The organism is Vibrio sp. RM-69-4 (assembly GCF_024743775.1).
GTDB classification, from domain to species: Bacteria; Pseudomonadota; Gammaproteobacteria; order Enterobacterales; family Vibrionaceae; genus Vibrio; species Vibrio anguillarum.
Window position 1 is genome coordinate 1 of record NZ_JAMQXI010000070.1, and the last position, 19,787, is coordinate 19,787.

The following is a 19,787-nucleotide window of genomic DNA, read 5'->3' on the forward strand; positions in this document are numbered from 1 at the left end:
GTTAGGGTGGGGTGTTTAAGTAGCGACAAATATCCTCAATAACATCATCAAGTTGTATTCGTACTTCCTCGTTTGTATACCGTAAAACACGAATGCCAAATTACTCTAGATAATCAGTTCTTGCTTGGTCGTAGATATAAGAAGACTCGCTGAAATGAGAGTCACCATCGATTTCAATCACCAGCCGATGACTTGGCGCATAAAAATCCACGATATAAGGACCAATACCAAACTGACGGCGAAATTTAGTGCCTAGTTGTTGGCATCGTAACTTTGCCCACACACTTTGTTCTGATGCTGTAGCGTTAGTACGCAATGTTCTACGCCGCATTTTTGTCGATTTAGGATTAGATTCCATTCTATTTCCTTTATTTTTTATTCCTCATCCCTGTTTTCAATGACGCCGTGTGTTTTCTTCCAACGTTCCCAGCGCTGGTAAGCGAGCTGCTGCATGTCGGTGGTTTTATCTGCTTCATCAATGATCTCTTCACCCAGTAGGTATTCAAAAATATCCTCTAAGGTCAGAATGCCTTGTACTGTGCCGTATTCATCAACGATTAACGCCAATTGCAGCCGTTTTTGCATCATTTGATCAAAGGCCTTTAATAAGCTCATTTTGTTGAGCAGCGCATGAAGCGGCCTCATGACTTCTTCTAAACGTTTACTGCCTTGGCCCTTTTGTTGCAGTTTAAATAGCTCTAAGCGATGCACAAAACCGATGATGTCCTCTTTGCTTTCGCCATAAATAAGCGGACGCGAAAAGGGTGTATCTCTATGTTGCACGAGAAACTCGTCGATAGTGAGTTGCGCGCTGGCGCGAAACAAAACCGGGCGCGGTGTCATCACTTGAGTCACTGGGACGTGTTGGATAGCCAACAAGTTATTGAGTATTTTTGATTCGCCATCGGCAAACTCACCGCTTTCATTGGCCAGCATGGCCATCGCGGAGAGTTCATCACGCATTTTGGGCGCTTCATGGTGACGCGCTAAGCGTTTGGTGATCTGCTCTGAAAACCAGACAAAAGGTGTCAGCGCCCACACCATCCAGCGTAAAACCACCGCAGAAGCTGGCGCAAGTTGACGCCAATAGGTCGCACCAATGGTTTTCGGTACGATTTCCGACAACACCAAAATGCCTAGAGTTAGCACCGCAGAAAATACGCCGAGCCATTCGCTACCAAATACGACCGCCGCTTGTGCACCTGCGCTGGCGGCACCGATGGTGTGAGCAATAGTGTTGAGCGTGAGAATCGATGCTAAGGGACGGTCAATGTCCGCTTTGAGCTTGCTTAATTTATCAGCTGAAGGGTGAGCGTTTTGGCGCAACTGAGCAAGGTAGCTTGGTGTGATGCTCAGTAGCACAGCTTCAAGAACCGAACAGATAAAAGAGACACCGATGGCAACGGCAATATAAACCGTAAGCAAAAACATGATTGTTCCTTAGTTTTAATCTATACCAAATCAATACTGCGTTGAGCTTGCTCCATGCCAATGTCGGTCATTGGAGGCTCTACCTGCGTAGGATTGCACTGATATATTAGGTCGCTTAAGTGACCTGAAATATCAGGTATCCAAGCATAAGTACGCTATAAATAAGGGCTTACAGCGTCAAAAACAAGCGGATATTCTTTGTCAATCAGTAACAAATTGTGAGTTATTGCTCATATTGTGGTTAAAAGTGCGGCATAGAGACAAAAGATCAGCGACAAACCTTTGCCAGACGGGGGCTTTATGTTTTAGAGTGAGGTCAATTCGATAACACATGAGAAGGGAAACCTAATGAACAAGACCCAATTAATCGACTTTATCGCTGAAAAAGCAGACTTATCTAAAGCACAAGCAAAAGCTGCTCTTGAAGCGACTTTAGGCGCAGTTGAAGGCGCTCTCAAAGAGGGTGACCAAGTTCAACTAATTGGTTTTGGTACATTCAAAGTAAACCACCGTGCAGCGCGTACTGGCCGTAACCCTAAAACAGGTGCTGAGATTCAAATCGCAGCAGCTAACGTTCCAGCATTTGTAGCCGGTAAAGCACTGAAAGATTCAGTGAAATAATTTATACTACGCCGAGATACTCTCTCGGCGTAGATTTCTCCCATGAAAAAAATTCTTTTATCCATTCTATTTCCCCTAGTCTTAGTGGGGTGCTCCTCTTCTAGCCATACGCCTAGTCTCGAACAATATTCCAATTATACCAGTGGGCAAACCATGGGTGATGCCACCAGTTTTTATTGGTATATCGAGCGTTCAGCCTCTCCAAACAGCGCCGCCGATTATGTCGCATCAGGTGATTATGGTTGGTATAAAACCAATTATCGCTGGGATGAAGGGACATTAAGAGAGCTCAAGCGCGAAGGTGAGCAGCTACAAAAAAAATCGCTCGTACCTTATTCGGTTCACTTACGTTTTAATGACGCTGGTGAGGCCATTTATCAACAATACCGTGTCGATGGAAAAATACTGCCACTCGATGAAGAGCAGCTTTCCCATTATCTGCAACAAGCACAATACCTGATCTCAGAAACCAAAAATAAAGACAACCAAGGGTTAGAACTGATTCAAGGGGTGTGGGATGGCGAAGTGTTTGAAACCTGCACGGGTCATGAATACACGCAGATGGAATTTAACCAAACGCTGCCCAGTTTTGTGGTCAGTCGTTTAGCATCATTGGATAACTACATCGCATTTTTAGGTAAAATCCGCAATAACCGTGTCTATATCGAAGAGCTATTAATGCTTGCTGATGAGAATCATGGCTGTGTCGACAAACCGCAATTGTTGAAGTGATGATTAAGTTCATCTCGAAGTGGGTTTAACACCAAGCCAATACAGAAGTATGAATATGAAGTATAAAAATAAGGCGCTCAATGAGCGCCTTATTGGATCATAACCTAGCTTTGTCGTTGTTATTTTGTTGTCTGTTGTTCACGAGCTATCGCGCGGTAGCCAATATCGCTGCGATAGAACATGCCATCCCAGTTGACCTGTTTGGCTAATTGGTAAGCGCGCTGCTGCGCTTGTGAAACCGTGTTACCAAGTGCGGTTGCGCATAACACGCGACCACCGTTGGTGACGACTTCTCCAGCTTGGTTGCTTGTGCCTGCGTGGAAGATTTTCTCACCCGCGACTTCTTGCGTTGGTAAGCCAGAAATGACGTCCCCTTTCGCGTAGTCGGCAGGGTAACCGCCAGCGGCCAAAACAATACCGATAGAAGCGCGTGGGTCCCATTTTGACTCCACTTGATCAAGTTTGCCTTCTAGAGCGGCAAAGCAGAGTTCGACCAAATCCGATTGCATCCGCATCATGATCGGTTGAGTTTCAGGGTCACCAAAGCGGCAGTTGTACTCAATCACTTTCGGTGTGCCTTGTGCGTCAATCATTAGCCCAGCGTACAGAAAACCTGTGTAAGGGTTGCCTTCTGCCGCCATACCGCGCACCGTTGGATAAATGACCTCTTGCATCACGCGCTCATGGATCTCTGGCGTGACCACCGGAGCTGGCGAGTAAGCACCCATGCCGCCAGTATTGGGGCCGGTGTCTTTATCGCCGACGCGTTTATGATCTTGGCTGGTGGCCATAGGGAGAACATTTACACCATCGACCATGACAATGAAGCTCGCTTCTTCTCCATCTAAGAACTCTTCAATTACCACACGGCTGCCTGCATGACCAAAGGCATTGCCTGCGAGCATATCTTGAATCGCGTCTTCGGCCTCTTGCAGCGTCATCGCCACAATGACCCCTTTGCCAGCGGCAAGGCCATCAGCTTTGACCACAATCGGCGCACCCTGCTGGCGGACGTATGCCAAAGCAGGTTCAATTTCTGTGAAATTAGCGTAAGCCGCCGTTGGAATATGATGACGAGCTAAGAAATCTTTGGTGAAGGCTTTTGAGCCTTCGAGCTGTGCTGCCGCTTGCGTCGGGCCAAAGATGGGTAAATCCGCCTTACGGAAAGCATCCACCACGCCAAGCACTAAGGGTGTTTCTGGGCCAACAATGGTCAGTTCAATACGTTTTTCTTGAGCAAAAGCGACCAAACCAGCAATGTCTTCCACTGCAATATTGACGTTCTCAAGTTTAGGCTCAAGCGCTGTACCCGCATTACCCGGAGCAACAAAGACAGTTTTAACATTTGGGTTTTGAGCGACTTTCCAACCCAGAGCGTGCTCACGGCCGCCAGCACCTATAATCAGAATGTTCATCTATGAGTATCCTTTAACGTATAGAGTTTGTTTGTTGCCATTTACCCCCTCCTAACCTCCCCTTGAAGGGAAGGAACTTGGAGAACAATACCTCTTCCTAAAAGTTAGGTAAGGTCACCTCGTTCTATTCCCTCCCCCTGAAGAGGAAGGAAGTTGGAGAACAATACCTCTTTCTAAAAGTTAGGTGAGGTCACTTCGTTCTATTCTCCCTCCCCTAAAAGGGAAGTAAGGTCACTTCGTTCTGTTCCCTCCCCTTTTAGGGGAGGGCTAGGGTGGGGTAAGGTTTTTAGTGGCGGAAGTGACGCATACCAGTAAAGATCATCGCCATGCCGTGTTCATCGGCGGCGGCAATCACTTCGTCATCACGCATCGAACCGCCCGGTTGAATCACACACTTGATGCCCGCTTGCGCTGCGGCATCAATGCCGTCACGGAACGGGAAGAAGGCATCAGAAGCCATCACACATCCTTCGACTTGCAAACCTTCATCAGCCGCTTTAATGCCCGCAATTTTGGCTGAATAAACGCGGCTCATTTGGCCTGCGCCCACGCCAACAGTCATGTCACCTTTTGAGTAAACAATCGCGTTTGATTTGACGTATTTAGCTACTTTCCAGCAGAAAAGAGCATCTTTGATCTCTTCTTCACTCGGCTGGCGCTTGGTTACGATTTTGAGATCATCAAGGCTAACCATGCCTTGATCGCGATCTTGCACTAGCAAGCCACCATTGACGCGTTTCACGTCAAAGCCCGTGGTTTTCGCTGACCACTCACCGCACTCAAGCAGGCGCACGTTTTTCTTCGCCGCAACCACTTCAATCGCTTCCGCAGAAACGATTGGTGCGATGATCACTTCAACAAACTGGCGCTCAACAATCGCCGCTGCGGTTTGTGCGTCTAGCTCGCGGTTAAAAGCGATGATGCCACCAAAGGCAGAAGTAGGGTCGGTTTGGTAAGCACGGTTGTAGGCTTGAAGAATATCGCTGCCCAAGGCAACGCCGCATGGGTTGGCGTGTTTGACAATTACACACGCTGGCTCAGCGAACTCTTTCACACACTCAAGAGCGGCGTCGGTATCGGCGATGTTGTTGTAAGAGAGCGCTTTACCTTGGAGTTGGCGTGCCGTAGAGACTGACGCTTCCTCTGGGTTGGCTTCAACATAGAAAGCGGCCGCTTGGTGACTGTTCTCACCGTAACGCATGTCTTGTTTTTTCAGGAATTGTTGGTTGAAGGTGCGCGGGAATTTGCTCTCTTCATCACCCTTCTTTCCTTCTTCATCAAGTAAAGAGGCTCCATAGGATGGAACCATAGTGCCGAAGTAGTTGGCGATCATGCCATCGTAAGCAGCGGTGTGTTCAAAAGCAGCAATCGCAAGGTCAAAACGTGTTTCGAGTGTTAGCGAATTGTTGTTCGCATCCATCTCGGCAATGACACGGTCGTAGTCATGTGCATTCACTACTATGGTCACATCTTTGTGGTTTTTCGCCGCAGAACGCACCATAGTTGGCCCACCAATGTCGATATTTTCTACCGCATCAGCTAGGGTACAACCTGCTTTAGCAACGGTTTCGGCAAACGGGTAAAGGTTGACGACTACCATATCAATCGGCTTAATACCGTGTTGTTGCATGATGTCGTCATCTTGACCGCGGCGGCCCAGCACGCCACCGTGTACTTTCGGGTGCAATGTTTTTACGCGACCGTCCATCATCTCAGGAAAACCGGTGTAGTCAGAAACTTCTGTAACAGCAATACCTTGGTCTGCTAATAAGCGAGCGGTGCCACCAGTAGAAAGAATATCGACACCGCGCTTCGCGAGAGCTTGAGCGAACTCAACAATGCCGGTTTTGTCTGATACGCTGATCAATGCGCGGTGAATAGGACGAGCGTTATTCATGCTTCGGTCTTCCTCAAATCATGGAGTTAATAGGAAATTTGATGGCGCACATTCTAACCAAACAATCATCAAAAAGCTCGCGCAATCGTTTGGCATCGCAAAATTTTTTATAAAAACGGCGATATTGGGTATCAAACGTAATAAAAACGTTAAAGGAGAATGAGATGTTTCAAATTGGAGAGCTCGCCAAACGCTGTAAAGTTTCAACCGATACGCTGCGTTTTTATGAAAAAAATGCGCTAATAAAACCGGCGGGGCGCAGTGAGTCTGGTTATCGTTTATATAATCAAAAAAATCAGCAGCAGGTGAGTTTTATTCTCAAAGCCAAAGAGCTAGGGCTCAGTTTGGATGAGATCAAAGAGTTACTGGAAATAAAGCTGGAAGCGACCGAACACAGCTGTGCAGAAGTGAAATCGATCACCAGCGCTAAGCTGGTGGTGATTGATCAAAAAATCGCCGAGTTAACGGCGATTCGTCAAGCGCTAAAAAAAATCAACGATGCGTGCTGCGGTCATATAGACGACAACGCCAGCCACTGCTCAATTTTAGCGGCATTGGAGTGATCTCATCAGCCGATAAGGTGTGAGTTGCTCACACTTTAAAATGGCTAATGCTCTGTTTCAGTTGTTGGCCACTGTCTGAGAGATATTGACTGGCTGTCGACACTTGATCGGCTTGGGCTGCAGCTTGGGAGCTGTGCTCGGCAATATGAGTCAGATTGCGATTAATCTCTTCTGTAGCGGTGGTTTGCTGGGCGCTTGCCTCAGCAATATGTTCATTGAGTGAGAGAATCTGTTTTACTTGCTCGTCGATCTCATTGAGCACTTGCTGCGCTAAAACGGCTTGTTGCTGTGTGGCGGTTGATTGTTGCTGCGTTTGAGCCATAAATTCTCCCAGCTCTTTTGCGCGAGCCTGTAATCTATTGATTATCTGCTCTATCTCGTTGGTGCTGGTTTGAGTACGCGTTGCCAGCGCCCGTACTTCATCCGCGACGACCGCAAAGCCTCGCCCTTGTTCACCAGCACGTGCAGCTTCAATCGCCGCATTCAGGGCCAATAAGTTGGTTTGTTCGGCTATCCCTTGGATGACCGCCAGTATCGCTCCGACATCTTGTGTCTCTTTCGCGAGGTTTTTAGTGGTGGTGTCAGTGGTGGTCAGTAGTGCAGACAGGGAGTCCATAAAATCAGAAGCTTTGCCAATCACCGAGCTGCCTTCTTTGCCTTTGCTGCTGGCCGTATGCGCGGCTTTCGCGGCACTACTCGCTGCATTAGCCACTTCTTGATTGCTCGCATGCAGTTCGTTCATTGCTGATGCGACTGTATCGACGGATTGCTGCTGCTCTAAGGCTTTGATTGAGGCATGTTGTGAGAGTTGAGTAAGCTCATTTGCCGAGTGGTTAACATTGTCGGTGATCGGTGTGATATTGGTAATGGTATGACGAATCTTCTCTGTGAACTCATTGAAGGCTTGCGCTATGTGTGACAGCTCATCACTACCTTGCACCGAGAGCTGTTTGGTTAAATCACCGTCGCCTTTGGCGATTTCTTCGAGTGCCTGTTTGGTTTCTTCACACGGTTTAGTGATGCTATTTCCTATCACTACTGAAAGAATCAGCATCACAATAATGACGAGGCTAAGAATGAGCAATATCGATTGTAGGCGTTGCCAAATCAACGCATTGACATCGTCGATGTAGACTCCAGAACCGAGGATCCATCCCCAAGGTTTAAATAATTTTACATAAGAGATTTTACCCACATCGACGCTAGAACCCGGTTTGGGCCACATATAGTCGACAAAGCCTTCACCCTGCTGTTTAGCGACTTTAGTAAATTCTACAAACAGTTTTTTTCCGGTCGGGTCGGCGGCATTGGAGAGATCTTTGCCGTCCAATTGGGGCTTCATTGGGTGCATGATCATACTTGGCTGAAGGTCGTTGATCCAAAAATAATCATCAGCATCGTAGCGCAGTTTCGCGATGGCTTGTTTGGCTTGAGTCTGTGCTTGTTGCTCGGACAGGGTGCCATCGATTTGTAATTGGTGGAAGTAACTTAATACGCCGTATCCTGTTTCGACGATGTGGCGAGTTTTTGTCTGTTTTGATTGCATTAAATCGTGTTGGTAACTATTGAGCATGGAGACAAATGGGATCAACAGTAGCAGTGTGGTGACCGTGGTCAGCAGGTATAAACGCGTTCTAATTTTGGTCTGGCGCAAGTTCAGTAAGCTCATTGACGTCACTCCTTGTCAATCTTCCGAGTGGTTTTATCATTATAGGCCCATTTGACTTGGTGTTTAGATTGTTGCGTCGCCGAGCTTATCTTAGTCACTCCATTTTTTGGGGGATAAAGCCTTACTCATTGTATGCACTGTTCACGACAAGTGATTTGGGGATCGGTCGGTAAATTTCCATCACATGCACAATGTAACCAGTTTGTTGCGGTCGCGTAAATGCGACAACAGAAGAAGAGAGAGCCCGCTCAAACAATCAGATCTCTTTATTGCATTAATGCAAAGTAAAGCAGCCCGTTGATATTTTAGTTATCCGTTGGGTGAAAATGAAAAAACCGAGCGCAGAGGCTCGGTTTTAAAAGCGATGGTATCTAGTTGCTAGATTTGTGCAGTAGCTAGATTAGTTCATGCCGTATTTTTTTAGCTTCTTACGAAGAGTGCCGCGGTTGATGCCCATCATGGTTGCTGCGCGAGTTTGGTTACCGCGAGTGTACTGCATGATGGTGTCGAGTAGTGGCTGTTCAACTTCAGCAAGAACTAACTCGTATAGTTCTGTCACTTCTTGGCCGTTTAACTGCGCAAGGTAGTTTTTAAGAGATGCTTTAACTGAATCACGTAGTGGTTTTTGCGTGATTTGATCTTGTGAAGTTACGGTTGTTACTGTGAAAGCTTCTGAAGTCAGGTTTTGTTCGAACATATGCGGTCTAGCTCTTCTCTTAATTATGATGCAACGTTATCAAAATAACCTTCGAGCGCGTCAATTTGCAGCGGTGCTGCGTCAATAGCGTTGAAGGTACGGCGAAACTCACTCGCTTGCTCATGTTCTTTCAGATACCAACCCACATGCTTACGAGCGATGCGAGGGCCTAAATACTCACCATAGAAACTGTGGAGAGCCTGTACATGACCAAGCATAATATCTTTCACTTCCGCAGCCGGAAGCTCAGACATCGTGGTGCCGTTTTCCAAATAGTGTTGGATTTCTTGGAAAATCCACGGGCGACCTTGGGCAGGGCGTCCAATCATTAAAGCGTCAGCGCCGGTGTAATCCAGCACGTATTTCGCCTTCTCTGGGCTATCGATATCACCGTTAGCAATAACCGGAATAGAGATGGCGTTTTTCACCGCTTTAATGCTGTCGTATTCGGCCTCGCCTTTGTACATACACGCTTTGGTTCTGCCATGCAGGGCTAAAGCTTGTATGCCGCAGTCTTCGGCTAATTTAGCGATGTAGACACAGTTTTTGTTGTCTGTGTCCCAGCCAGTACGGGTCTTTAATGTCACGGGGACATCAACGGCGTTCACCACCGCTTTCAAGATCTGTTCAATCGTCTCCGGAAATTGGAGTAAGGCTGAACCCGCCAGCTTTTTATTCACCTTTTTTGCTGGGCAACCCATGTTGATGTCGATGATCTGAGCACCGTTCTCAACACTAAATTGGGCTGCATCGGCCATAAGCTGTGGGTCGGCTCCCGCAATTTGTACCGAGCGAATGCCCGATTCGCCCTCATGTACCATACGTTGCATCGACTTTGACGTATTCCATAGAGCAGGATTAGAGGACATCATTTCACTGACGGCCATGCCTGCTCCATAGCGAAGACACAACTCTCGAAATGGTCTGTCAGTTACTCCTGCCATAGGGGCAACGATAAGATTGTTCTTAAGTTGATAGTTTCCGATTTTCAAAACGTCATCACAGTTCTGTACCAGCAAGGGCGCGCATTTTACGCATTTTTTTACTGCGTGAAAAGACTAATATTTGAGCATTTACAATTTGTTTTAGTAAATCGTATAAAATACAGTCTATTAGCACGCAAAGTCTTATCTAGCCTTGCTTGCGACCCGAGATGCGGCACCACTCATTGAGCTCAATTATCGGGTCAATGTGAAGCTCGTCACGATAATGGTTGGCAACTTCTTCGGCTTGAGTGTCTAAAACACCGGACATCGCAAGTTGGCCATTGGGCTTAAGTAACCCTTTTATCACACCATTCAGGTCACGCAGTGGGCCGGCCAAAATGTTGGCCACAACCACGTCAGCGATTAAGCCTTCAGGTTGGTCTTGTGGCAAATACACTTCAAGTTGGTCAGCTACGCCATTGCGCCCTGCGTTGTCGTTAGAAGCAAGCAGTGCTTGTGGGTCGATATCAATACCGACGACTTTGGCTGCGCCCAATTTGATCGCCGCAATGGCTAAGATGCCTGAACCACAACCAAAATCGATGACGGTTTTGCCTGTCAGATCGAGCCCTTCGAGCCACTCTAAACATAATGCGGTCGTCGGGTGAGTCCCTGTACCGAATGCAAGGCCCGGGTCGAGCATTACGTTGACAGCGTCAGGTTCTGGGATTTCACGCCAGCTTGGGCAAATCCACAAACGTTGACCAAATTTCATTGGGTGGAAGTTGTCCATCCATTCACGTTCCCAGTCTTTATCTTCGAGCTGTTCAACTTTGTAGGCAAAGTCATCACTCAGCAGTTTGCTTGAGCGAATTTGGTCAATGATCCATGCGCTATCGGCTTCGGCATCATACAGCGCCAGCACGTCAGTATCGCCCCAAAGGCGAGTTTCGCCCGGAAGCGGTTCAAAAACAGGGGTGTCGTGCGCATCAAGAAAAGTGACGGATACTGCGCCCGTCTCTTCCATCAGCATGTCGCCAATTGACTCGGCATTGGCGTTAGTTGCGTTCAGTTTAATTTGAATCCAAGGCATGTCAGTTGCTCTGTTATGTCGTCAGTTGGCGCAGAGTTTAGCAGAAACTGACTCAGCTGCCGAAAACAAAAATGCTCACCGAAGTGAGCATTTGGTTTCTCGCGACGCGAAGATTAGTGCTGTAAACCCAATTTCTTCTCAAGGTAGTGGATGTTCGCCCCACCGTGTTGGAAGTTCTCATCTTGCATGATCGATTGCTGCAAGGTGATGTTGGTTTTAATGCCATCGACGATCATTTCGTTTAACGCATTTTTCATGCGCGCAATTGCCACGTCACGGTTTTCACCGTAAGTGATGAGCTTGCCGATCATTGAATCGTAATGCGGTGGCACTGTGTAGCCTGCATAAATGTGTGATTCCCAACGAACGCCCATACCGCCCGGCGCGTGGAAGTGTTCGATTTTGCCCGGAGAAGGGAGGAAACGAACCGGATCTTCCGCGTTGATACGGCATTCAATCGCATGGCCACGGATCTTAATGTCATCTTGGGTAAACGACAGTGGTTGACCTGCGGCGACGCGAAGTTGTTCTTTGATGAGATCAACACCAGTGACCATTTCGGTGACTGGGTGCTCAACTTGAATACGCGTGTTCATCTCAATGAAGTAGAACTCGCCGTTTTCGTATAGGAATTCAAACGTACCGGCACCACGATAGCCAATTTCGAGACAAGCGCGTGTACAACGTTCACCGATGTATTTACGCATCTCTTCGGTAATGCCTGGTGCAGGCGCTTCTTCAACCACTTTTTGGTGGCGACGCTGCATTGAGCAGTCACGTTCACCAAGGTGAATTGCGCCACCTTGACCATCCGCAATAATTTGTACTTCAACGTGACGTGGGTTTTCTAGGAATTTTTCCATGTAAACCATGTCATTGTTGAACGCCGCTTTGGCTTCGGCACGTGTCATTGCGATCGCTTGGGTCAGTTCACTTTCGCTACGAACCACACGCATACCACGGCCGCCGCCGCCGCCAGAAGCTTTGATGATCACAGGGAAACCAATACGTTTCGCGTGGGCTTTATTTTTGGCTTCATCGCCATCCAGTGGGCCGTCAGAACCTGGCACACAAGGAACGCCCGCTTTTTTCATTGCGCTGATGGCTGACACTTTGTCACCCATCATGCGAATGGTATCGGCTTTCGGGCCAACAAAAATGAAGCCTGAACGCTCGACTTGTTCAGCAAAGTCGGCGTTTTCAGAAAGAAAACCGTAACCGGGGTGAATGGCTACTGCGCCAGTCACTTCCGCTGCAGAAATAATGCGTGGAATGTTTAAGTAGCTGTCAATACCACGTGCTGGGCCAATACAGATGGTTTCGTCGGCCAGCAGTACGTGTTTTAAATCACGATCGGCAGTTGAGTGCACGGCAACAGTTTTGATGCCAAGCTCTTTACATGCGCGCAGAATACGAAGTGCAATTTCACCTCGATTCGCGATGACTAATTTATCTAACATAAAGCAAACCTCGATTATTCGATAACAACAAGCGGTTGGTCGAATTCAACGGTCTGGCCGTCTTCAAGTAGGATTGCCGTAACGGTACCTGCTTTATCGGCTTCGATTTGGTTCATCATTTTCATCGCTTCAACGATGCATAGTGTGTCACCGACTGAAACACTTTGACCGACTTCGATGAAGGATTTTGAATCTGGACTTGGTGAGCGGTAGAAAGTACCGACCATTGGCGAAAGCACTTGGTGACCTTTTGGCGCTACAGGCGCGGCGGCTTCAGCCGTTGGCGCAGGGGCAGCGACTGGCGCGGCTTGTTGTGCTGGCGCTGGTGCAGCGTAATGCATCTGAGCCATCTGTACTGGCGCAGTGTTACGACTGATGCGTACCGATTCTTCACCTTCAGAGATTTCTAGTTCAGAAATGCCAGATTCTTCTACCAGTTCGATAAGCTTTTTGATTTTACGAATATCCATCTTTTCTTTCTCTTTATCTTGTGAATACGTCAGCCCTTAAGGTTGGGCCGTAGAGTGTTTGTTTATCGTTGATCGTCTGTGGGTTATTTTGTCTGTAGCGCTTTTATGGCGGCTGCAAGAGCAAATTCATAACCTTGTGCACCTAACCCGCAAATCACCCCTTGCGCCTTATCCGACAGATAGGAGTGGTGGCGAAAAGGTTCACGTGCGTGAACGTTGGATAGATGCACTTCAATAAATGGGATGGCGACACCCAATAGCGCATCGCGCAGAGCCACACTGGTGTGCGTCAATGCAGCGGGATTAATGATGATGAAGTCGACCTTGCCGTAAGCGGCATGGATGGCTTCGATCAGCTCATATTCGCGGTTCGATTGAAGATGTTCTAACTCAATATCTGCTTTTTGCGCTTGTTCGCGTAATGTCTCGACAATGTGCGCTAAGGTGTCAGAACCATAATGTGCAGGTTCACGTAGCCCTAACAGGTTAAGATTTGGCCCATTTAAGACCAGAATGCGAGATTTAGCAGTCATTGTGTCGACATCTCCCTATATCGTGAAACGAATATTAATATTCCCATATTATTCTTAGGTCAGAGTGAATTTTTCGTCAAAAATTCCCTGAATTTAAGAAATTGCCCAAGATTATAGCTAATTCAGCGCAAATGGCAGCAATTTACTGGTCTTATCAGATAGTTTGCTCATTTAATTCTGCAACCGAGTTAACAGAATGAGAAGAACTGAGAGGGAAAGAAAAAGCCGCCACAAGTGTGACGGCTTAATCATCTCAATGCCTCGCGGCAGGTAGAATCGTTAGCGTTAAGACAATTCTGCTTTTTCGGCGATCAATTTATCCACTACGCTAGGATCGGCCAGTGTTGAGGTATCGCCCAAATTGCTGGTGTCGCCGGTGGCGATTTTACGCAAAATACGACGCATGATTTTGCCTGAACGGGTTTTGGGCAGTGAATCGGTCCAGTGCAGTACATCGGGAGTTGCAATAGGGCCAATCTCTTTTCGTACCCAATCTTTGACCTCTTTGTGCAACTCGGCACTGGGGTAAACGCCATCATTTAAGGTGATGTAAGCATAAATGGCTTGGCCTTTAATATCGTGTGGCACGCCGACAATTGCCGCTTCTGCAATTTTATCAAAAGCAACCAAAGCTGATTCAATTTCCGCGGTGCCCATGCGGTGGCCAGAAACGTTTAACACGTCATCCACGCGGCCCGTTATCCAGTAGTAGCCATCCTCATCGCGGCGTGCGCCATCACTGGTGAAATACATGCCTTTGAAGGTTGAAAAATAGGTTTGTTCAAAACGGTCATGATCGCCATAAACGGTGCGCATTTGGCCCGGCCATGAATCTAAAATAACCAAGTTACCTTCGGCAGCCCCTTCAATGATGTTGCCCATGTTATCGACCAAGGCTGGTTGCACGCCAAAGAATGGCCGTGTGGCCGAACCCGGTTTAAGTGCCGTCGCGCCCGGCAGTGGCGTAATTAAAATGCCACCCGTTTCGGTTTGCCACCATGTATCGACAATCGGTGATTTTTCGTTACCGATGGTTTTGTAGTACCACTCCCACGCTTCTGGGTTAATCGGTTCTCCCACCGAACCCATAATGCGCAAACTGGTGCGTGACGTCTCTTTGACGGCTTCATTGCCTTTCGCCATCAAGGCGCGAATAGCGGTCGGCGCAGTGTAAAGAATGTTGACTTGGTGTTTATCCACCACTTGACTCATGCGGTTGGTGTCTGGGTAGTTGGGAACCCCTTCAAACAGAACGGTTTTTGCACCATTGGCCAAAGGACCGTAAACCAAGTAGGTGTGGCCAGTGATCCAGCCCACATCGGCGGTACACCAAAACACTTCGCCCGGCTGATAGTCAAACACATATTTGAAGGTCATCGCCGCGTAAACAAGGTAGCCACCGGTTGTGTGTAGCACACCTTTGGGTTTACCCGTTGAACCCGAGGTGTAGAGGATGAAGAGGGGATCTTCGGCTTTCATGGCTTCAGCTGGGCAGTGGTCGGAAGCTTTTGCGGTTGCTTCATGCCACCACACATCGCAATGTTCGTGCCAGTCAATTTGGCCACCAGTGCGTTTAAAGACGATCACTTTGCTGATGTTTTTCACTTCAGGGTGGGTCAAGGCTTCATCGACGTTTTTCTTCAAGGGCACAGCGCGACCGCCACGTACACCTTCGTCGGCAGTGATGACTATTTTGGAATCGGAATCAATGATGCGACCGGAAAGGGCTTCCGGTGAAAAGCCACCAAACACCACAGTATGCACTGCGCCTATTCGAGTACAAGCGAGCATCGCAACGGCTGCTTCTGGCACCATTGGCATGTAAAGACAGACCACATCTCCTTTGCGAACTCCTTGATCTTTTAACACATTAGAAAAGCGACACACTTGTTGATGGAGTTCTTTAAAGGTGAGGGTTTTATCGTCAGCCGGATCGTCACCTTCCCAGATAATCGCCACTTCATCACCACGAGTGGCAAGGTGGCGATCGATGCAGTTAGCGGAGACGTTTAATGTGCCATCTTCAAACCAGCGAATATCTACATGGCCAGTATCAAACGAGGTTTGTTTCACTTGAGTGAAAGGCTTAATCCAATCCACAATCTTGCCGTGTTCACTCCAAAAGCCTTCTGGGTCGGTCACTGATTGTTGGTACATCGCTAGGTAAGTGTCATTATCCGCATGTGTTTTGGCTTTGATGTTCTCTTTTACCGGATAAACGTGGGCTTCACTCATTGCTTTTCTCCTTGTGAATTCGAACAATTTCCCTGTTGATTGGCGATCAAATTGCGCTGAAAGGAAAATCTGTATGTGGGTAACTGTCAGTCAGAGTGCGATTTTCTACAATTAGACTTTAGGATGAGTGTGGGGTAAGTGCTAGCGCGAGTAAGGTGCAACAAAGGGAGGCAGATCACCTTTGGTCAAGCGCACAAACACTAATGCCGCGGCGATGGCATCTTGCAGCGCGTCGTGTTTATCCTGCATCGGCAAGTCGAGATGGCGACAAATCGCCTCTAAGCTGAGGTCGATGTACGCGTTCGGCAGCATTCTCTCTAACTGATCATGATAGATCTGACTTACTTCGATGAGGGCATTGGGCAGTGGAAAGCCTAAATGTCGTCGGCAAGCGAGGTCGAGGATTTTTTTGTCATAACGAATGTGATAGCCCACTAAAGGTCGGTTGCCGATAAAGTCTAATAGGTGAGTGATGGCCTCTTGCTCGTCGATGCCATCGACCAGATCTTGATGGCGAATTTTGTGGATTTTGACTGAACCCGAGTCGAGCGATTGTGGCGCGCTCAAACGCACTTCAAATGGCTGGCTGGTTAAAATGCGGTTGTCGATAATTTTGGTGGCGGCAATCGTCACTAACTCAGCGCGATTCGGGTCAAGGCTGGTGGTTTCGCAATCGAGCGACACATATTCCCCTTGCATCGGCGTCGCAAACAACGGCTGATAAGGCGAGTCTTTTAGTTTGTGAAACCAATAATGGCGTGTAAACCAATTCAATTTTCAGACTCCACTATTCGCGAATTTGATAGTGATAGCCAAGCCACTGCTTGAATTTTTTCACCACGTGTAAACTGTGCCTGAGCAGGTCACGCTCGGTTCGGTCGAGCTGTTTTAAATCGAGTTTATTGGTGCTGTGTTGATTGCTCAGTTGCTGAGCTAAGCGCAATTTAAAGAACTGTTTGAGCGCTTCACTGAGATTATCGGCGGTTTCTTTTTCCAAAACCCGTTGCTCTACTAGCGCCTCGATGCGTTCAAAGGTGTTGTTTTGTTGAACTTGATGTTCAAGGCTTAGGGCGCGAATGCCATGCACAATCGGGAAAATGCCACCTTGTTTAATATCTAAGCCAGATTTGGAGTGTTTTACGGTGCCAAACAGCGTGAGTGGCACAGAAAAGCTCAGCGCGGGGCGAGTAAACTCCATTAAAATCAATTCTTGGTCGGCCATTAAATGGCTCAAGTGCTGCTTAATAGGGGCCAATAAGTGTTTGTTGCCTGCGACGGCGTGTGCGTCGGCCATGATCGCAATATCCATCACTTGCTCGGGTTTAGCCGCTTTCACCCATTGGCTAAGCGTGGTTTTCCACTCAGTTTGGCTTTTAACCCATTTCGGATTATTGACCATCACATTGCCCGGACAAAGCGGATAGCCGAGCTGCTGTAAGGTGTGGGTGAGCGTGTTCATGACCACACCCATTTGATGCCACTGCAAGCCATCTTTGATGATCAGCGCGTTATCTTGGTCGGTTTTGAGGATCTGCTCTCCACGGCCTTCGGAGCCGAGTACGATCAAGCAGCAGTGATCATGCAGCGCGGGTGGCACAACCAAATGAAAGGCTTTTTCGATGATCTGTTCATTGACCGCTGAAATCAGCTCCATAATAAAACGAGTGCGAATGCCATTGTTGATTAGGCTTTCAACCAGTTGCCGTTGTTTGTTGGAGGCGAGAGCTAACTCTTCCACGCAGTTGGCGCGAGCAATACTTAACGTCAGCACGTGAGAATGAGTGGAGAAAGCACTGAGGATTTGTGTCATGTCCAGCATGCCAACGGCTTGATGGCCATCACACACCATCACTCGTTTTATGCGGTTGCGCGTCATGGCGATCATCGCATTAAACAGAAAGTCGCCATCGTTGATGTGCAGCACAGGAAAGGTAGCAATTACCCCAACAGGGGTATCGAGCGGGTGGTTATCGAGCATGACGGAATGCAGCATATTGGTGCGTGTGACGATAGCATAGGGGTGAGCACTGGGGTTTTCGATTAAGCGTTGATCATGCTCGGCAAGACGAACTAAGGCCGCATCAACTCCGTTATCGCGTAATTGCTGGGTTACTTGGTTGAGCGGTTGATCTGGGCTTAAAATCATCGGTGGATGGTAAATCGAGTCATCAACCTTAGTTAAAATAAATTCGGCTAAATTCTTCTGCTGATGCGCCACATCAAGCAGAGCCTGGCGTTTGGCGAGGTTATTGTCGAAGTAGGCGGCGAACTGACCGTTGTCATTATACAGTTCGAGAAAGACGGCTTTCGGCAGCAGATAGCTTAAGGTATCTTCCAGCGCCACATACTGATGCTTGGCTTTTTCTTCAAACAGTGCGCGTACATCAAACATGTCATCGTTGGCGTAGTGAGCAAAAATCTCTTTGCCATCTGGCGAGCGTTCTTCGACCGCGCCTTTGATCAGTACGTGTAGATACACGCTGGGTCTGTCACTGGCCTGCAGCAGATCGTTGCTACGAAAATACGCCACATCCAAGGATGAGCGAAGTCGCTGTTGCTGCGGCGGTGTTAAGCGGTCAAAGGGCGGTGACTGCATGTTGAATTTGTCAGGCATAACGATCGTCACTCAGAAGAAATTCCTATCTAAGTGTGACAAAAATCGCCACTACCTCCAGACGACTTTGGTCTAATGAGTGATATGACCCGCAAGGTTGTGAATAAGGAAACAGATTTGTCAGTAAACTTCCCTTTTTAGAAGCCTAAACTGCCTGCATAATACGGCGGTTTTCTCTCCCTCATTTTGTTCAGGATGAATCATGCTTAACCCCTCTCCATATGGTTGGATATCGCAGTACTTTATTGGTTTCTTCTTTGCGTATGGCGTTTACTTGCCATTTTGGGCGCTGTGGTTTGAAACCCAAGGTGTGTCTGCAACCGATATTGGCGTATTAATCGGTATGGGCTTTGCCACGCGTTGCGTCGCTAATTTGGTGATTACGCCGCGTATCCATAAGGCCGAGCTTCTTCTACCAGCACTGCGTTGGTTAAGTTTGGCGGCGTTTTTATTTATTGGTTTTCACTTCTTTACGGGCGGCAGTTTCTGGCTGATGGCATTAGCCACTGTGTTGTTCAACCTCTGCTGTGGCCCCGTGGTGCCGCTATCCGATGCGATGGCTAACTATTATGCGCGCTTAAAAATGCTCGATTATGGTCGCACTCGCTTATGGGGGTCGGTAGCTTTTATCGCCGGCTCTACTGTGGTTGGCGTACTTGTGGCACGTTATGGTTCTGACATGATCCTCTACACCGCCTTGGCTGGGGTGTTTGTTTCGCTATTGATTAGCTTGCGCAATCCCAACCCAATGCCCGTGACGGTTGGTGATGCACATGCCGTCCGACCGAAACTGACGCAGTTATTGCGTGAGTGGCCAGTGATAAAATTCTTGATTTTAGCGGCGCTAATACAGGGCAGTCATGCGGCGTATTACAGTTTCAGTTCGATTCACTGGAAAGCGGCGGGGCATTCGGAAGAGCTGATTGGCTATTTATGGAGTTTAGGGGTTGCCGCTGAAGTCGCGGTATTTGCGCTCAGCAAACGCCTTTTTTCAGGGTGGTCACTACGCACATTATTTGTTGTCGCGTCGATTGGGGTTGTGGTGCGTTGGACGTTAATGGCGTCGACCACCGCGCTGCTTGCGCTGGGGACGATTCAACTGCTGCATGGGGTGACGTTTGCGATGGCGCATATAGCGGCGATTCAATACATTCAGCACGCACCGCAAAGCAAAATGGTCGCTATGCAAGCACTGTATAACGCCATTCCACTTGGGGCATTTATTGCGTTGATGACTACCTTGAGTGGCTGGGGTTATGAACGCTGGGGCGCGAATGTATTTTGGGCGATGGCGGCAATGGGCATTTTGGCGCTGTTGATTAAAGTCGAACCCACATCATCCAATGAGTCAGGTACTGAGGTAATGAAAGCGGCGCCTGAAGCACAGAATTAACCTTAACTGATTGAGATTAAAAATTATCCTTAGTTAAA

At 48.0% G+C, this 19,787-nt stretch carries 17 protein-coding genes and 1 pseudogene; 4 read left to right on the top strand and 14 right to left on the bottom strand.

Features of this window, described 5'->3' with window-relative positions; translation table 11 throughout:
* Nucleotide 1: 1 nt before the first annotated feature.
* Together NB504_RS10455 and NB504_RS10460 are read right to left on the bottom strand one after the other, a co-directional pair.
* Nucleotides 2–358 (bottom strand): annotated as a pseudogene (locus tag NB504_RS10455) (endonuclease domain-containing protein).
* 17 nt (nt 359–375) lie between these two features.
* Nucleotides 376–1,431 carry a CNNM domain-containing protein gene (locus tag NB504_RS10460; protein WP_017048893.1) on the bottom strand — a complete coding sequence of 352 codons (1,056 nt, stop codon included), beginning with the start codon at nt 1,429–1,431 and terminating at the stop codon, nt 376–378.
* Between the two features lie 348 nt (nt 1,432–1,779).
* Between NB504_RS10460 and hupA the strand changes: the two genes are divergently transcribed.
* On the top strand, nt 1,780–2,052 hold the full coding sequence (hupA, locus tag NB504_RS10465; protein ID WP_010320328.1) for a nucleoid-associated protein HU-alpha: 273 nt from the start codon (nt 1,780–1,782) through the stop codon (nt 2,050–2,052).
* A gap of 42 nt (nt 2,053–2,094) precedes the next feature.
* Complete coding sequence (locus NB504_RS10470; RefSeq protein WP_017046802.1) at nt 2,095–2,784, top strand: DUF1481 domain-containing protein; 690 nt, start codon at nt 2,095–2,097, stop codon at nt 2,782–2,784.
* A 119-nt stretch (nt 2,785–2,903) separates the two neighbouring features.
* Here the strand turns inward: NB504_RS10470 and purD are convergent, their stop codons facing one another.
* Together purD and purH are read right to left on the bottom strand one after the other, a co-directional pair.
* Entirely contained in the window at nt 2,904–4,199 is a 1,296-nt protein-coding gene (purD, locus tag NB504_RS10475) for a phosphoribosylamine--glycine ligase (RefSeq protein WP_094133280.1), read from the bottom strand.
* Nucleotides 4,200–4,485: 286 nt separating this feature from the next.
* Nucleotides 4,486–6,096, bottom strand: coding sequence for a bifunctional phosphoribosylaminoimidazolecarboxamide formyltransferase/IMP cyclohydrolase (gene purH / locus NB504_RS10480; protein ID WP_258428857.1), 1,611 nt, complete (start codon nt 6,094–6,096; stop codon nt 4,486–4,488).
* Nucleotides 6,097–6,260: 164 nt separating this feature from the next.
* On the opposite strand from purH, the gene zntR reads away from it, so the two are divergent.
* Nucleotides 6,261–6,659 carry a Zn(2+)-responsive transcriptional regulator gene (zntR, locus tag NB504_RS10485; protein ID WP_017046798.1) on the top strand — a complete coding sequence of 133 codons (399 nt, stop codon included), beginning with the start codon at nt 6,261–6,263 and terminating at the stop codon, nt 6,657–6,659.
* Between the two features lie 28 nt (nt 6,660–6,687).
* On the opposite strand, the gene NB504_RS10490 is transcribed toward zntR, so the two are convergent.
* From NB504_RS10490 to NB504_RS10535, 10 genes are all read right to left on the bottom strand, one after another.
* Nucleotides 6,688–8,328: a methyl-accepting chemotaxis protein gene (locus tag NB504_RS10490; RefSeq protein ID WP_096036699.1), complete on the bottom strand. Its 1,641-nt coding sequence runs from the start codon at nt 8,326–8,328 to the stop codon at nt 6,688–6,690.
* A gap of 400 nt (nt 8,329–8,728) precedes the next feature.
* Nucleotides 8,729–9,025 carry a DNA-binding transcriptional regulator Fis gene (fis, locus tag NB504_RS10495; protein ID WP_010320338.1) on the bottom strand — a complete coding sequence of 99 codons (297 nt, stop codon included), beginning with the start codon at nt 9,023–9,025 and terminating at the stop codon, nt 8,729–8,731.
* Between the two features lie 23 nt (nt 9,026–9,048).
* Nucleotides 9,049–10,017, bottom strand: a complete 969-nt coding sequence (gene dusB / locus NB504_RS10500) for a tRNA dihydrouridine synthase DusB (RefSeq protein ID WP_010320339.1) — start codon at nt 10,015–10,017, stop codon at nt 9,049–9,051.
* A 139-nt stretch (nt 10,018–10,156) separates the two neighbouring features.
* On the bottom strand, nt 10,157–11,044 hold the full coding sequence (prmA, locus tag NB504_RS10505) for a 50S ribosomal protein L11 methyltransferase (protein ID WP_088721366.1): 888 nt from the start codon (nt 11,042–11,044) through the stop codon (nt 10,157–10,159).
* Between the two features lie 113 nt (nt 11,045–11,157).
* Complete coding sequence (gene accC / locus NB504_RS10510; RefSeq protein WP_010320341.1) at nt 11,158–12,504, bottom strand: acetyl-CoA carboxylase biotin carboxylase subunit; 1,347 nt, start codon at nt 12,502–12,504, stop codon at nt 11,158–11,160.
* Between the two features lie 14 nt (nt 12,505–12,518).
* Nucleotides 12,519–12,974 carry an acetyl-CoA carboxylase biotin carboxyl carrier protein gene (gene accB / locus NB504_RS10515; protein ID WP_010320342.1) on the bottom strand — a complete coding sequence of 152 codons (456 nt, stop codon included), beginning with the start codon at nt 12,972–12,974 and terminating at the stop codon, nt 12,519–12,521.
* A gap of 83 nt (nt 12,975–13,057) precedes the next feature.
* Entirely contained in the window at nt 13,058–13,507 is a 450-nt protein-coding gene (gene aroQ / locus NB504_RS10520) for a type II 3-dehydroquinate dehydratase (RefSeq protein ID WP_010320343.1), read from the bottom strand.
* A 285-nt stretch (nt 13,508–13,792) separates the two neighbouring features.
* The gene (acs, locus tag NB504_RS10525) at nt 13,793–15,742 is read right to left on the bottom strand and encodes an acetate--CoA ligase (protein WP_258428858.1); all 1,950 of its coding nucleotides are present in this window, start codon (nt 15,740–15,742) and stop codon (nt 13,793–13,795) included.
* Nucleotides 15,743–15,883: 141 nt separating this feature from the next.
* Nucleotides 15,884–16,516 (bottom strand): 3'-5' exonuclease, encoded by a 633-nt coding sequence (locus tag NB504_RS10530; RefSeq protein ID WP_026027882.1) that lies wholly within the window; start codon nt 16,514–16,516, stop codon nt 15,884–15,886.
* 13 nt (nt 16,517–16,529) lie between these two features.
* Nucleotides 16,530–18,356 (bottom strand): DUF294 nucleotidyltransferase-like domain-containing protein, encoded by a 1,827-nt coding sequence (locus NB504_RS10535; protein ID WP_258428934.1) that lies wholly within the window; start codon nt 18,354–18,356, stop codon nt 16,530–16,532.
* Nucleotides 18,357–18,558: 202 nt separating this feature from the next.
* Between NB504_RS10535 and NB504_RS10540 the strand changes: the two genes are divergently transcribed.
* The gene (locus tag NB504_RS10540) at nt 18,559–19,749 is read left to right on the top strand and encodes a 3-phenylpropionate MFS transporter (protein ID WP_017048886.1); all 1,191 of its coding nucleotides are present in this window, start codon (nt 18,559–18,561) and stop codon (nt 19,747–19,749) included.
* Nucleotides 19,750–19,787 lie beyond the last annotated feature (38 nt).